Raw genomic sequence first — 15,776 nt, 5'->3', positions numbered from 1 at the left:
GCGCGGTGCGGGGGCGCGGCCTGGCTTCCGCATCGATACCAGACCTGATAGTAGACCGCCGACGGCGGCTCCGGGCATGCCGCGCCGTGCGCGTTGGCCGGTGCGGYGCGAACCGCGGCCAGGTGCCGGCAGCCCCGCCGGCGGCTCGCCGAATATGCGCCATGGAGCACGCTCAAGCTCAAACGGATACCGCGGCCACAGATCCCGGCGAGAAATGCCGGCTGGCTGTCACAAGGCTCGGCCGTACCGTCGGCAGGAACGCGGGCAAGGCCGGGCCGGCGGCGCGTTCCCGCACACCATGCGCGCATCCGCTGGGATGCGGGCGGGGCATGCCGGCCCGGTGCGGGCGCCACGGCACACCCGCCATCCGGCGTTCAATCCTCTTGCGCCGATAGCTCGGATGCGCGCTGGCGGAATTCAAACCCGCCTACGAACGATTCGAAATCCTCGATCGGCAGCGGGTGGCAGAAGTGGTAGCCCTGATAGGCATAACACCCCGCGCCGGCAAGAAAGTCCCGCTGCGCTTCGGTCTCGACGCCTTCGGCTATCACCTGCAGCCCGAGGCTGCGCGCAAGCGCCACGATGGTCTTGGCGATGACGGCATCGTTCGGGTCGACAAGGATGTCACGCACGAACGAGCGGTCGATCTTCAGCTGGTCCAGCGGCAGGCGCTTCAGATAGGACAGCGACGAATATCCGATACCGAAATCGTCCAGCGAGAAAACCACGCCCATGGCCTTGAGCGCTGACATTTTCTCGGCGATGTCCTGCACATTGTCCACCAGCACGCTCTCGGTCAGCTCCAGCCTCAGCCTGTTCGGGTTCGCTCCGGTCTGCTCGATGATGCCCAGCACCTTGTCGACAAAGTCGGGGGCGCGGAACTGGTGGACGCTGACATTCACGGCGATCGTGAGATGGGCCATCCCTGGCTGGCGCGCCCAGCGCGCCAGCTGGTTGCAGGCGATCTCCAGCACCTTGTTCCCCAGCGCAAGGATCAGCCCGGTCTCTTCGGCCAGGGGGATGAATTCGGCCGGCGACACGATGCCACGCACGGGGTGCCGCCAGCGCACCAGCGCTTCGGCGCCCGTGATGCGATTGTCGATGGTCACCTGCGCCTGGTAATGGAGCAGGAACTGGTCTTCGTCGATTGCCTTGCGCAGGCCGACCTCGAGCGCGGCCCGCTCCACCACGACGGCCTGCATGGTCGGATCGAAGAAGCACATCGCATTGCGCCCTCTTTCCTTCGATTTGTACATGGCGAGGTCGGCCTGCTTCAGGAGCTCATCGATGGAGGCCTGATGCCCCTTGAACACGGTCACGCCGATACTTGCGGTGCTGCGATACTCGATGCCGGCCAGATGATAGGGATTGCCGAGAACGGCGAGGATTTTCTCGCCCGCCGCTTCGGTCTGGCTGGCCGCTTCCTGCCGGTTTCCGCTCAGGCCTCCGAGCACGACGACGAATTCGTCGCCGCCTACCCGTGCCACCGTGTCGCCCTCGCGGACGCTGGCGGTCAGGCGCTCGGCGACTTGCTGCAGCAGCAGGTCGCCCTTGTCGTGGCCCAGCGTATCGTTGAGCGTCTTGAAGTTGTCTACGTCAACGAACAACAACGCGCCGGAGGCTTCGCTCTGCGCGCTGACCGCGATGGCCTGCTTCAGGCGATCGGCCAGCAAGGTACGGTTGGGCAGCCGCGTCAGGGCATCGAAGAAGGCCAGTTCCTTGATCCGGTCTTCGGCGATCTTGCGCTCGGTAATGTCGTGATGCGTGCCGACATAGTGCGTCACCCGCCCGTCCCGTCCGCGCACCGCTGCAATCGTGAGCCATTTCGGGTAGATCTCGCCATTCTTGCGGCGATCCCAGATCTCGCCCTGCCATCCGCCCACGCGGTGGATGGTGTCCCACATGTCACGGAAGAACGCTTCGTCATGACGCCCCGACTTGAGTATGCGCGGCGTCTTGCCCACCACCTCGTCGGCCGTGTAGCCGGTACCCTCGGTGAATGCCGAGTTGACGCGCAGGATAGTGCCGCTGGCATCGGTGACCATCATGCCTTCCAGCGAATCGAAGGCGACCGCGGCGATACGAAGCTCGGCGTCGAGCAGCTTGCGCTCGGTGATGTCGCGCCCGCTGAGCCGGAAGCCCGTGAACATGCCCCTGGCATCGTGGAATGGCCCCCAGGAGACGGAAAGCCAGAGCAGCGAGCCATCCTTGCGCAGGCAGCGGAACTCGAGATCGTCGCCGCGAAGCCCCTGGCGCCCCTTCAGGAGCTCAAGCGCGACACGCGGAAAATCTTCGGGATGGACCAGGGTGCCGGCGAAGTCGCGCATCGCCAGGCATTCTTCCACGGCGTAGCCGGTGTACTCCATGACCGACGGATTGATCCAGCGTGGCTTGCCGTCCAGCCCCCACCAGATCTCCAGGTTGACCGTGCAGTCGGCGATGGCGCGGAATTTCTCTTCGCTCTCGCGGAGTTCCCTGGTCATGTTGGAGGCCAGCCGCAGCGCGCGGCTGCGGCCTGTCACCATGACCCAGGCCAGCAGCGCGAGCAGCAGGCTCAGGCCCGCGCCCGTGCCGGCGATCAGTGTCTGCGAGTTGCGTCCGAAGCGGGCCTTGAAGTCATGGTGGGCGGCCATGGAGAGCATCCAGTTGTGCCCTCCCACGACCAGGTACTCACTGGCCGACAAGGCTGAACCCGGGTGCCCCGCCCTGGCGTCGGGCGAACGATAGAGAAGTGCCGCCGTGGATGGCTCGACACCGTCGTAGATGGTCAGAGAGAGGCCGGGCGGCTGCTCGCCGTAGAGGCTGGCGATCACCTCCCGCATGCGGAACGACGCGTAGACCCAGCCCACCAGGCTGGCACGACGCTGGGCGACGGTATCCTGTGGCTGGCCGCGCGCATATAACGGGAGGTACATCACGAAACTGGGGTCCTCGTCCGCCTGCGCGTCCACGGCCAGCTGCACCTTCCCGGACACCGTGGCCAGGCCCGAATCGCGCGCCCGTTCCATGGCGAGCCGCCGCTCGGGGCTGGCCCAGGCGTCGAAGCCGAGCACGCGCGCCTTGGCTTCGGCATACGGTTCGCGCTGAATGATCGGGGCGTAGCCGCCGCGCGCGCCGTCGGGCCGGATGTCGTAGCCGGCGATGCCGAGCCGGCGCATTGCCTCGACATGGGCGTCCTTGCCGGGCGCCGACACCCACTTGACGACGCCGACGGCCTGGATGCCGGACAAGTTCCCATCGAGGTTGATCGCGCCGACGTAGTCGCGGAAACTGCCGCGGTCCATCGTGCCGGTGGCGGCAAACATGCCATGCACGCCCCGCAGCATCTGCTCGTAGGTGGCCATCCGCTGCTCGATGCGGCTGACGGCATCGCCCAGCGCGAAATCGAACTGGGACTGTACTTCATGCCGGGAGGCTTGCCGTTCGTGGTCCCAGACTGCCCATGTCACACCGAGCCCGGTGCACAGGATCAGCAAGGGGAGCAGGATCAGGCGAGCCCAGCTCACAGCGGTGCCTTGAAATCGACCATGGAGTCGACCAGATCGCGCTTGAAGTACTTCTCGAAGATCCGGCGCACGGTGCCGTCCGCGCGCATGTCGTTCACCAGCGCACGCCACTTGTCCTGCTCGGCCACCGGCAGCGCCTTCTTCGACATGATCAGGCCGTGCGGAACGGCCGGGTCGTTGAACTCGACGACCGCGGTGACATCGCGAATCCGCTTTGCGTCGAGAGCCGGGTAGTCGAAGGGCTCGATGATCATGCCCTGGATGCGCTGGCGCACCAGCGCCTCGTACAGCGGCTCCAGCCCGCCGGCCTGGCTGACGCGGTTGGCTGCCGCGAGCTTGTCCACCAGCTGGTTGGCGGAATCGCTGTAGCGGAAACTGCGGATCACGCCGAGTTGAAACTGGTCGTTATGCTCGAAATCGGACAGCTTGCCGATGCCGGCGTCCTTGCGCACCAGCAAATAGTATTTATTGCTGAAGTACCAGGCGAAGGAGGCGTACTGATTGCGTTCGGCGCTGGCGATGCCGGACAGGCTGAAATCGAGTGCGCCGGACTCGATCAGCTTCCAGATGCGGGCGCGCGACATAAGGCTGACCCTGACCTGGCAGCCGCTGCGCCGGACCAGTTCGTCGGCGAAATCCTTGTCGATGCCTGTATCGGTTTCGAGCGAATAAAGCAGGCCATGGTCATGCAGCGCTAGCGTGAACGGGCGTGAGCAATCAGGTCCGCTCGCGACTGCGGTGCCCAGACAGCACAGCGCAAGCAGCAACCCGCAAAGTCCATGTCGTATCACAGCCTTACCCCGCAAAATTGTATTGATGCAAATCGTCTTCTTATGATCGCGGCCGGTGCCGGGCCCGATGCCGCGATAAGTCCTGCCTGTTTTCCTTGCCCCGTCAACCCGGCGGGCAAGACTCCATTTCCCTCCGCGCCCGGTCCCCACCGGGCACTACCAGCATTGCGCGCTGCCAGGCCGGGAAGCCCTTGAATGCGGCTTTCTCCGGCGCCCTGCGGAAAAACAACCCGCAGTGGCCGCATCGCCCCGCAATTATCCAGCAATAGCGCGGATACTGCCGAGGCATATCAACTGGCAGAGCCAGCATGCTCTCACGCGGGTGCCTGCGTGGGAAGTGTCAGGCCGCATTCCACGCTCGCCCTTCCTGCCAGCGCGCGCACGCCGCGCAACACTGTATATGCATCCAGTATTGCACGCAGGGGCATGATCAGGGCCGCGCCGCATGGCCGGGTGCCATGACGCGGGTGGGTCGGGATGGTGGGGATGGTGGGGATGGTGGTGCCGAAGACCGCGACCCATGCGGGCCGCCTGCCCGGGAGGCCATCGGGGCGGCGGCGCCAACCGCCGCGTCGGGCGGGCGCCGCCGCCCCTGGCCGGGCACGGCGCTCAGGCTCGCGCGTCCGCCGGCGTCCGGGGATGCGGCAACGAGCCTCGCCGCATCAGGCCCGCAGGGCCGCCAGGACTTGGGGGTTGGCGATGTTCTGCGGCGAGCCCGCAAAGAAGGCGTTGATGTTGTCGAAGGCGGTGCCGAAGTACGCCTCATAGTTGTCGCGCTCGACAAAGCCGATGTGCGGGGTGCAGAGCGCGTTGTCAAGATGGAGCAAGGGATGCCCGGCGTCCAGCACCGGTTCTTGCTCGTAGGCATCGACCGCGGCAAAACCCGGGCGGCCGGCGCGCAGTGCCGCCGCCAGCGCCCCCGGCGCCACCAGCTCCGCGCGGCTCGTATTGACCAGCAGCGCGGTCGGGCGCATGCGCGCGAGGTCGGCCGCGCCGATCAATCCCTCGGTCTCGGCGTTCAGCCGGATATGCAGGCTGATGATATCGCTTTCGGCAAAGAAGGCATCCCGCGACGGCGCCACCTCGAAACCGTCGGCCCGGGCGTCCGCCACCGACCCTTCCCGGCCCCACACCCAGACCTGCATGCCGAAGGCCCGGCCGTAGGCGGCGACCTGCCTGCCGATGCGGCCATAGCTCCAGACGCCAAGCCGCTGGCCCCGCAACTCCTGCCCCAGCGCGCCTTGCCAGCCGCCGCTGCGCAGCCGGTTGACCTCGGCGACCAGGTGGCGGCGGCTTGCCAGCATCAATGCCCACGTCAGCTCCGCCGTGGCAGCGCCCGACCCCGTGCCCTCGGCCACCGCGATCCCGCGCGCCGTGCAGGCATCCAGGTCGATATGCCCGGCGACCTTGCCGGTCTGGCTGATCAGCCGCAGCCCGGGCAGGCGGTCGAGCAGGGCCGCCGTGATCTGGGTGCGCTCGCGCGTCAGCACCAGCGCGTCGGCTGCGCCGAAGCGGTCGGCCAGCGCATCGAGGGTCTTGACGTTGTCATGGAAGACGGCGACGTCGTGACCGGCGAGCCGGGAAAAGCAGCGCAGCTCACGGACGCAGCGCTGGTAGTCGTCGGGAATGACAATTCGCATGATTGGGGCTCCGGAGGGATCTTGCTGGAATTGCTGGAATTGCTGGAATGATCGGGCTTGTCGGGCTTGTCGGGCTTGTCGGGCTTGTCGGGCTTGTCGGGCTTGTCGGGCTTACTGGAGGGCGATATGCAGTTGCTCGACCACGCCCCGCCAGCTGGCCAGGTCCTTGCGGATCAGCTCGCCGAACTCGGCCGGCGCCATGCCGCCGGGCTCGATGCCTTGTGCCTTCAGGTAGCGCTGCCCGGGCTCGCTCTGGATAGCGCGCCGCGCTTCCTGGTACAGCCGCTGCTGGATATCGGCCGGCGTGCCGCTACGGACCAGGATGCCATACCAGGCGTGGATATCGAATCCGGGATAGCCGGAGGCGGCAATGGTCGGGACATCGGGCAGCACCGACGCCCCGCGACTGGGGGCCAGCGCCAGGGCGCGCAGCTTGCCCGACCTCAGGTAAGGCAAGGCGGTCGGCACGTCGAGGAACATGAACTGGATCTGCCCGCCCAGCAGATCGGTCAGCGCCGGCGAGGCGCCGCGGTAAGGCGCGTGCACGGCGCGGATGCCCGCGCGCTGCGCGAACATCGCGCCGGCAAGATGGGCGGAGGTCCCATTCCCGGACGAACCGTAGTTCATGGTACCGGGAGATTTGCGCGCCATGTCGACCAGGTCCTGCAGCGTGCGGGCCGGATAATCACCGCGCACCACCAGCGCATGCGGGATGAAGCCGACCACCGTGACCGGCGCGAAGTCCCGGTCCGCCGCGAAAGGCAGCGTCGGCATCAACGCCGGATTCGTGACCAGGGTGATCGACGACAGGACCATGCTGTAGCCATCGGCCGGCGCGTTGGCAATGGCACCGAGGCCGATGATGCCCCCGGCGCCCGGCCGGTTTTCCACCACCACCGGCTGCGTCAGCCTGGTACCCATCTCGCGCGAAAGCATGCGTGCGATGCCATCGACGGGGCCACCCGCGGCGAACGGCACCACCAGCCGCAGCGGCTTGTCCGGAAAGCCGCCAGCCTGCGCGCGCGCAAGCCAGGCGCCGCAGAATGCCGCGGGCGCGGCCAGCAGCAACGCCCTGCGGCGACGAAGAATGTGGGCCATGCCAGGTCTCCTTGTTCTCGGCGCCAGCGATGCTGGCGTGCCGTATTTCGGCCGAGTTTAGGAGAAGCTACTGTAAAAACCACCGGTCATTTCCGGCCAATGGAAATGCGGGCGTTTGCACCCCGATCCCGGGGCGCCTTGTCTCATACATTGAGTATCCCGGCATGCCGCACCGCCGGTGCCCCGCGAGCCTGCGACGCCCTCGCCCACACGAAAAGAAAAGGCCGGAAGGCATGATGCGCGGCGCAAGCCCGCAGCGTCACACGGCGGCCCGCAGGGCCTGGGCCGCCGCGACCATATTGGTCAGGGCCGGGATCACCTCTTCCCACGCGCGCGTCTTCAGGCCGCAGTCGGGATTCACCCACAGCCGTTCGGCCGGAATACGCTCTGCCGCCTTCTTCATCAGTTGCACGATGTGCTCCTGCGTCGGAATGTTCGGCGAGTGGATGTCGTAGACGCCCGGGCCGATCTCGTTCGGATACCTGAAGTTGTCGAACGCGTCGAGCAGCTCCATATCGGAGCGGGAGGTCTCGATGGTGATGACGTCCGCGTCCATGTCGGCGATCGACGCGATGATGTCGTTGAACTCCGAATAGCACATGTGGGTGTGGATCTGGGTCTCGTCCTGCACGCCATTGGCGGTGATACGGAAGGACTCCACCGCCCAGCGCAGGTACTCGCTCCACTGGGCCTTGCGCAGCGGCAGGCCTTCGCGCAGCGCCGCCTCGTCGATCTGGATCACGCGCACGCCGGCCTTCTCGAGGTCCAGCACCTCCTCGCGGATGGCAAGGGCGAGCTGGTGGCAGGACACCGAGCGCGGCTGGTCGTCGCGCACGAAGGACCAGTTCAGGATCGTCACCGGGCCGGTCAGCATGCCCTTCATGGGCTTGGCGGTCAGCGATTGCGCGTACTTGATCCACGCCACCGTCATGGCCTTCGGGCGGCTGATGTCGCCGAACAGGATGGGCGGCTTCACGCAACGCGAGCCATAGGACTGCACCCAGCCGAACTGGCTGAAGGCGTAGCCGTCGAGTTGCTCGCCAAAGTACTCGACCATGTCGTTGCGCTCGGCTTCGCCGTGCACCAGCACATCCAGGCCAAGCGCCTCCTGTTCGCGCACGCTGCGGGCGATCTCGGCCTGCATCACGGCCCTGTAGCCGGCTTCGTCGAGCTCGCCACTGCGGAACTTGCTGCGTGCCTGGCGGATGTCGCCGGTCTGCGGGAACGATCCGATGGTGGTGGTCGGATAGGCCGGCAGTTGCAGCAGGGCCGCTTGCTTGGGCGCGCGCGCCGTATAGGGGCTGGCGCGCCTGCCGAGCGCGGCGTCGAGCCTGGCGATGGCGGCCTTGACGGCAGGATTGTGCACGCGGGGCGAGGCGCGACGGCTGGCGATGGCGGCCTGGTTGCCGGCCAGCGCGCCGGCCACGGCTGCGCGTCCCTGGTTCAGCGCCCTGGCAACGACTTGCAGCTCGTCGAGCTTCTGCTGGGCAAAGGCGAGCCACGAGCGGATGTCGGCGTCGAGCTTCTGTTCGCTGTCGAGATCGACCGGGACATGCAGCAGCGAACAGGACGGTGCCACCCACAGCCGGTCGCCCAGCTGTGCATGGACCGGCTCCAGCCAGTCGAGCACCGCCAGCAGGTCGGACTTCCAGATGTTGCGGCCGTTGATCACGCCCAGCGACAGTATCTTGTCCGCGGGCAGCCTCGCCACCAGCTCTTGCACTTCGGCGCGCGCATTGATGGCATCGAGGTGCAGGCCTTGCACCGGCAGTTCGAGCGCCAGCGGGAGATTTTCCAGCAGCTGCCCGAAGTAGGTCGCCAGCAAGACCCTGACCTTGCCCTGCTTCAACGCCTGGTACGCCGTGACGAAGGCTTGCTGCCATGCCGCGCCGAGTTCGGTCACCAGCGCCGGCTCGTCGATCTGCACCCATTCGATGCCTTGCGCGGCCAGCTCGGCGAGCAGCTCGGCATAGACCGGCAGCAGACGCGGCAGCAGCGCCAGTTTGTCCGAATCGTCCTTGGCCTTGCCTAGCCACAGGTAGGTGACCGGACCGATGATGACAGGCTTGGCCTTCACGCCGAGGGCCCGTGCCTGCGCGAGCTGCTCCAGCAGGCGGGAGCTATCGAGCGAGAACTCGGTGGCCGCGCTGAACTCAGGGACGATGTAGTGATAGTTGGTGTCGAACCACTTGGTCATCTCGCCCGCGGCGACGCCGCCGCCGCAGCAGGCGCTGTGGTCTTCGGTACCCCGGGCCGAGCGCCCGCGCGCCACGCGGAAGTAGTTGTCGAGTGCATCGCCATGGAAGCCGCGCACGCGCTCGGGCAGGTTGCCAAGGGTGAAACTCATGTCGAGCACCTGGTCGTAGAAGGCAAAGTCGCCTACCGGCACCAGGTCGAGGCCAGCCTGGATTTCCCAGTGCCGCTGCCGCAGCTGCGCACCCAGCGCCTTCAGCTCGTCGCGCGAGGATTGCCCCTTCCAGTAGGACTCTTGCGCAAACTTCAGTTCGCGCTTTGCGCCGATGCGCGGAAAGCCGAGGTTGTGTGTGATTGCCATGATGGAGCGCTCCGTAAAGATCGAGGGCCATCATAGGTCTTTGCAAACATGAAATAAATTGGCATTATTTCATCAGGTTATTAGTCTGGCTCATATCAGGCACGGGCGCCGGGCCTGGGAACCTGCGCGCGCCGGGGGCATGCCGAGGCTCAGGCGGCCAGCGCCAGCACCGCCTTGTGGCGGGCCACCCGGCCCGGCTAGATGCCCAGTTGCGCGAACACGTTTCGCCATCGGTCTTCGCCGCTCTTGCGATCCTCCCACCCGGCCGGCTGGGCGACCGCGACCAGAGCCGGCGCCAGCGCGTGCGAGTAGGTCTGGAAAGGGTAAGGCGTGAAGTGCATGAACCGCATCTCGAAGTCGAACGCCGCATTCTCGAAGCGATTGCTCGCGTAGGAAGTCTCGGCCCTGTAGGCCTGGTCGAAATTCGCCACGGTCTGTTCCTGGAACTGGTGGTACAACTCGTGCGCCTGCGTGCTGCGATATTCGAGATAGGAGTTGCCGATATTGTCCTTGTTCATGGTGATCGTTCCGTGAAACTGACTGCCAAGGACGCTTCCGCTCGGATTCATGTTGCTGACGTAGTTCACCTTGTCGAAGTTGGCCTTGTTGTTCAGGGCGGCCTGGACCTCGCGCTGGTTTTGCTTTACCCGCGGTGAGTTGTTGGGGTCCTCCCAGACATTGCGCATCATGATGGCGTTGCCGATGGCACTCCCGATCATTGCGCCGGCAATCCCCGCCGCAGCCCCGGCCAGGATGTCCCAGTTGCCGGAATCGACAACCTGCGCCATGCCCGCGATGGTGGTGGTGCCTGCCGCAGCCGTGCTCAGCATCACCAGGACCGCCTGGCGCGCCGTCGTACCGAGGAGGGTGCCGCTCAGCGCGGAAATGCCCCACAGCGCGCCACCGCCTATGCCGCCGGTGAGCGCGCCGAGCAGTCCGCCCACCACGGCACCCTTGGCGCCGCCGTCGATGCCGCCGGCCACGGCACCGCCCGCCAGCCCGCCGGTTATGCCCGCAAGGACAGGATTGCCAGCCGAGACCACGAACACGAACGCGCCGACCATGCCACCGACCAGCCCGCCAAGCGCCGATCCGAGCGGCGAGAGGCCGGAGGGATCGACGTAGACCATCGGGTTGTTCCCCGCGTAGGCGTACAGGTTAAGCAGCCCCGGGGTTGCCAGGGCCAGCTCCGGCGCCGTCAGGTAGAGCGGGTCCGGGCTGACGAAGCGGCCTATCTCCGGTGCGTAATTGCGTGCTCCGAAGTGATACAGGCCGCTGATCTCATCGAGGATCTTCCCGCCGAACGCGCATGGCACCGCCACCCCGCCGGCTCCCCCCGCCTCGCCGAAGGGATGGAAGAAGCGGCTGCCCGCCAGGGCGCCGGCCGCATCCGTCAGTACCATGACGTGTCCCAGTTCGTTGCCGTGGAGCCAGGTCCGCCCGCCGGCCTGGTCGATGGCGATCGGCGCGCCGCCGGCGCACAGGTAGCGGCGCACCGCGCCGTCGTCGTCCTCCTCGTAGAGGCCCGCCAGGAACAGCGTGCGGCGCGCCGCACCGGCGACGGTTGCCGTGCGCCAGACGCGCTCGCCGACGGCGTTGTAGCGATAGGCGACCGTGGCGCCGTCCGCGCGCTGGACGCCGGCCAGCCGGCCGAAGGCGTCAAACATCAGGTCGCGTCCCGGCAAGCGCACGACGTTGCCGTTCGCATCGTGCGCGTAGAGGGGGACGAGGTTGCCGCCGTCCAGGATGCCGGCGATGCGGTTGCTGCCGGGCGGCGCGTAGACGATGGGCGCGGCGGCGTGGGTCGGGTAGACCACGACGTTGTTGGCGGCATCGTAGGCGTAGCGCCGCACGTAGGCGCCGACGGCGGCCGATCCCCCGCCGTCCACTTCGAGCAGCCGGTAGCGGCCATCCAGGATGAAGCGGCGCGGGTGCGGTGCGTCGGGGCCGGGCGGGCGGCCATCGCGCTGGCCCAGCACGTTGCCGACGTTGTCGCGGTCGTAGCTCAGGTCGTGCAGCACCTCCCCCGCCGGGCCGAGCACACGCAGGCGGGCCAGGAAGCGCGTCAGCGGATCGTAGTCGAGCAGGGTCTGCACGCCGTTCGCGGCGCGCATCGACGTCCGGCGGCCGTGCGCGTCGTATGTCAGCGCGTCGAGTGCGCCCGGCACGGCGGCAAGCCGGCCGGCCCGGTCGTACTGGAACGTGACCTCGGCGCCGTCCGGATAGCGGATGGCGGCGACCTGGCCATTGGCCTGATAGCGGTGCTCCAGCGTCCAGCTCCGGCCAGGCGCGCTCAGCGTGCGGCGCGTAGGCCGACCCCGGGAATCGTATTCGAAGGCCCATTCGCCCGCCTCGTCGTGGGCGGTGCTCAGCCGGCCCAAGGCGTTGGGCAGGTCCGGTGCGTCATACACCAGGTTCTGCGCCAGCATGCCATCTACCGCCGTGCCGGTCGGCCGACCGAGCGCGTCGCGGGCGATGGCGATGCGCCGGCCGGCAGCGTCGGCGCTGCGCACCAGTTGCCCGCCGGCATCGTAGTAAAACAGGTGGCTGCCCGCGTCCACATGGTCGAGGGCGAGCCGGTTGCCCGCGAGATCGAAGCGCTGGCCCAGCATGCGGCCACCCGCCGGGCCGGTTGCCTCGACGAGTTGCCCGGCCTCGTCGTAGCGGTAGGCATGGCTCGTGATCAGCCCGTCGTGGAGCTCGGTAACGCCGACCAGCCGCCCCTGGCCGTCCAGGCGGTGGATGGTCGGCGTATCGAAGAAGCCGCGGGCGACGTTCGCGGGCGACGCGTCGGTATCGTTGGCGTCGTAGGTGACCGTGCGGAATGGCTCGTAGAGCGAGCGCGTGCTGCGCCCGCCGGGCAGTCCGGCAGACACGACCCGGCCAATCGCGTCGTACTGCAACGTCGTGACCCCGCCCGCGGGCACCGGCCCGAAGTCCAGCGAGCCGGCAATGGACGGCTCGCCGCGGCTGGCAACCCAGCCGCGGCTGTTCAGCGACTCGAACGCCGACACCAGCACGCTGGCCTCGTCGATCATGGCCCGGGTCTGCCGCACCTGCCCGCTGCCGTCATGGAATACGCGTCGCCGCAGCGGCGGCATGCCGTCGGCCAGTTTCTGCTGCAGCTCGACATAGGGCGGTGACGCATCAAGGTGGTACGACACGGTCTCGCCCGGATCGGCAAGCGAGTCGCCCGGGAAGGCGAGCGCGGTGACGCGGCCCAGCGCGTCGAAGCCGAAGCGCCAGACCGCGCCGTTGGCGTCCGTCATCTCGTCCGGCTGGAGCGCCGCGTCGTCCCAGCGCAAGCGGGTGACATGGCCGGCCGCATTCTGGAGCCGGACGGGAAAGACCCCGGCGGCATCGCTCGCCAGCGTGGTTTCGTGGCCGAGCGGATCGCGGGTGGCGGCGAGGTTGCCGCGGGCGTCATAGCTGTAGCGGCCGGCGTCGGACCAGACTGCGCCGTCCTCGGTCCGGTAGCCGAGCGCGGCGGCATCCAGCCCTTCGGCGCCGTAGTGGGCGGCGAAGTCTGGCTCGTCGAGCACGCGCACGCTTTGGCGGACAAGATTGCCGGTGGTCGCCTGGCCGGGCGGGAGTCCGGTGAATGGCTCGCCATCGTAGTAGTAGCGGCGCTCGCGCACCAGGGCGCCGTCGCCGCGCCGCTCGGTCACCCGCGACGGCAGCGCGCTCGGCCGTCCATCCGGCGTGCGCGCGAATTCGACCTCGCTGACCAGCGTCAGCGGCGCCGGGCCGTTGGCCGACATCTGGTCTCGCGTGACGTTGCCGCTGTCGTCGAACGCGTAAAGATGCTCGATGACCACCGGCCCCTCCGCCCCGCCCGGGGCCTCGTTGCGGATGGTGTGACGGTGCACCGTGGCGACCGGCGTGCCGTCGGTGCCGTGTTCGGCGACATTTGCCGCCCACGCACTGCTCGAGCGGCGCATCACCGGACCGCCTGGCGGGCCTTGCGTGGTCTCCAGCATCTTTCCCCAGCGGGCGACGGCCAGCGCGCGTTCGTCGCGGCCCAGGCCGTCCGTCGGCGTCGCATCGAAGCGCATCGCCGTCAGCAGAGCCGGCGCCGTGGCGTCGCCATGATCGACCAGCTCGACGCGGCCGAAGCCGGCGAAGCGCCGCTCGCGCCCGTCGTAGACGCCTTCGTGATAGCGAATCTCCTGCCATGTGGACAGGCCCGCCAGCGGATCCTCCTGCCGGACCTCGGCGACCACCTGCACCGGAAACGGCAGGAAGGTGTTCCAGGGATGCCCTTCGGCCCGGTCACGCGCGGCAAACTGGCTCGAACTGCTGTAGCGGATGCGCGTGTGCTTGCCCAGGCCGTTGTCGATGGCCGACAGCAGGTAGGGCTTCTCGTCGCCCCCGAGGTCAAGGAAGAAGTAGCGCGTACGCGGGCGCCGCTCCGACTCGTAGCTCCACAGCACGCCGGCCGTCCCCGCACCGAGCATGTCGGCCATCCGCACGTCGGCCCCGCCGCTCGGCGGCGCGTTCCCGAGCCGGACAGGCGCGGCAAAGCCGGTACCGGTGCGGTTGATCCAGACCGTCACGACATCGCCTTCCACGACGACGAGATCGGCCAGCCCGTCGCCGTTGACGTCGCTCAGGAAGATGCGGCGCGGCTGTTCGGGCCGCGCGAAGGCCGGGGAGCCGGCGAGCACCCGCCGCCTGCCCCAGCGGCCGAGGCCTTCGTACGGCCAGTAGGACACCTCGCCGGACCTGACCAGGACGATGTCGGCCAGGCCGTCCCCCGTCATGTCGGCAAGCTGGACACGCGGGTCCGCGAGCGACACGTCGGGAAAGGCATCGATATCCCGCACGCGCGGGATCGGCGGCAGCGACTCCCAGCCCTCGCTGCCACGGTTGAGATGCAGGACGAAGGCCGATGGCGTGGTGCGCAGCAGGTCCACCTGTCCGTCGGCATCGAGATCCACGAGGCGGTTGTTGGGATCGCGCAGGCTGTAGGCCGGAGCCCGGCGGTAGCGCTGGAACGGCCCCCATGTGGCCGGGCCGGTCTTGGGAAAATAGCCGGTGTGCGGGCCCTCGGTCACCAGCAGGTCGGCGGCGCCGTCGCCATCGGCGTCGCCGAAGCTGGTCCCGGGCGCGCCGAGGTGCGCGCCGTCGGGCAGGCTGCGGATCTGCCGTGGCGCATCGAAGCTGCCATCGCCGCGATTGGCCCAGTAGCAATGGCGCTGGTCGTCGATCTGCACGATGTCCGGCAGGCCGTCGCCGGTGCAGTCGAGCAGGTCGGTGCCGGGCAAGCCGAGCGGCGCCAGCGCAAAGCCCAGCGGGTTGACCAGCGGGCGGCACCGGCCGGTCTCTGGCCTGAAGCTGGTGTAGCCGAAGGTGAGCGGCGGCATGGTGGCCGTCTCGCCGGCGCGATGGCCGGTCAGCTGGATCTGCCGCAGCAGCGACAGCGGCGTCTCGGCGGGCTCGGCATAGCTCAGCGCGTAGCGGCGGATCAGGCTCTGGCCGGCGAGCCGGTCACAATGGATCTCGATCGACGTGCAGCGCAACGCCGTCGTGACCGGGAAGCCGTGCCTCGCCGTGGCGAACACATCGGGCCGCGGCGCGTAGGCAAGGACCACGCGGTAGGCTCCGTAGGCCACCTCGCCGAGATAGCGGTTGTTGCCATCGGCGACATAGCGGTAGCGGATCTGGTTGCCGTTGCGGTCCTCGGCCTCCTGCAGCGCCCACGCCAGGATGCGGTCCGGATGGTCGGGGTGGACGATGCGCGCCTCGCTGTCCACGCCATAGCGCTGGACGCCGCCCTCCTTCGGGAATATTTCCCAGTGGTCGCCGCGCTCGATGCGGGCGAACAGTTCGTCATAGCGGGGGCGCCAGCGCCCGTCGGCGAGCCGCACGAGTTCGCCGTGCAGGTCGAGGCGGAAGCCGTCGGTGTCGTCGTAGCGCACGAAGCGGCGCTCGCCGTCGCGGTGGATCGACGGCACGCCCAGCGCCCAGCCAAGGCCAAAGGCGCCGTTGGCCCCGCCGGAGTTGTAGGCCAGCGCCAGCGCCGGCCGGATGCCTGCCGGACCTGCCGGCAGGCGCAGGTCCAGGACATAGCTGCCGGTGCCGCGGTTATAGTCGGCCACGAAGTTGCCGCCCAGCCCGCGCACGTCGCCGCCGCCTTTGGGCAGGCTGACGCCCAGGGTGGACACGCCGGACAAGTGCGCCATGA

At 68.1% G+C, this 15,776-nt stretch carries 6 protein-coding genes; all 6 read right to left on the bottom strand.

Annotation, left to right across the window (positions count from 1 at the left end; translation table 11 throughout):
- Positions 1-374: 374 nt before the first annotated feature.
- Positions 375-3,506, bottom strand: coding sequence for a bifunctional diguanylate cyclase/phosphodiesterase (locus AB4Z48_RS34705; protein ID WP_441622483.1), 3,132 nt, complete (start codon positions 3,504-3,506; stop codon positions 375-377).
- Complete coding sequence (locus AB4Z48_RS34700) at positions 3,503-4,297, bottom strand: substrate-binding periplasmic protein (protein WP_441622511.1); 795 nt, start codon at positions 4,295-4,297, stop codon at positions 3,503-3,505. Before AB4Z48_RS34700 ends, AB4Z48_RS34705 begins: the two co-directional genes overlap by 4 nt.
- A 662-nt stretch (positions 4,298-4,959) precedes the next feature.
- Entirely contained in the window at positions 4,960-5,937 is a 978-nt protein-coding gene (locus AB4Z48_RS34695; RefSeq protein ID WP_441622481.1) for a D-2-hydroxyacid dehydrogenase family protein, read from the bottom strand.
- Positions 5,938-6,048: 111 nt separating this feature from the next.
- Entirely contained in the window at positions 6,049-7,035 is a 987-nt protein-coding gene (locus tag AB4Z48_RS34690) for a tripartite tricarboxylate transporter substrate binding protein (RefSeq protein ID WP_441622479.1), read from the bottom strand.
- A gap of 259 nt (positions 7,036-7,294) precedes the next feature.
- Positions 7,295-9,589 carry a 5-methyltetrahydropteroyltriglutamate--homocysteine S-methyltransferase gene (metE, locus tag AB4Z48_RS34685; protein WP_441622477.1) on the bottom strand — a complete coding sequence of 765 codons (2,295 nt, stop codon included), beginning with the start codon at positions 9,587-9,589 and terminating at the stop codon, positions 7,295-7,297.
- Positions 9,590-9,786: 197 nt separating this feature from the next.
- Entirely contained in the window at positions 9,787-15,774 is a 5,988-nt protein-coding gene (locus AB4Z48_RS34680) for a toxin TcdB middle/N-terminal domain-containing protein (protein WP_441622475.1), read from the bottom strand.
- Positions 15,775-15,776: the final 2 nt, after the last annotated feature.

It is taken from the genome of Cupriavidus sp. 2TAF22 (genome assembly GCF_052115045.1).
GTDB lineage: Bacteria > Pseudomonadota > Gammaproteobacteria > Burkholderiales > Burkholderiaceae > Cupriavidus.
Note: the sequence above shows the minus strand (reverse complement) of the source record. Positions and strands in the feature narration are given on the sequence as shown.

Excerpts from the sequence above, each read along its gene's own strand:
- metE (WP_441622477.1), bottom strand. The coding sequence starts at position 9,589 with ATGGCAATCACACACAACCTCGGCTTTCCGCGCATCGGCGCAAAGCGC.
- AB4Z48_RS34690 (WP_441622479.1), bottom strand. The coding sequence starts at position 7,035 with ATGGCCCACATTCTTCGTCGCCGCAGGGCGTTGCTGCTGGCCGCGCCC.
- AB4Z48_RS34680 (WP_441622475.1), bottom strand. The coding sequence starts at position 15,774 with ATGGCGCACTTGTCCGGCGTGTCCACCCTGGGCGTCAGCCTGCCCAAA.
- AB4Z48_RS34695 (WP_441622481.1), bottom strand. The coding sequence starts at position 5,937 with ATGCGAATTGTCATTCCCGACGACTACCAGCGCTGCGTCCGTGAGCTG.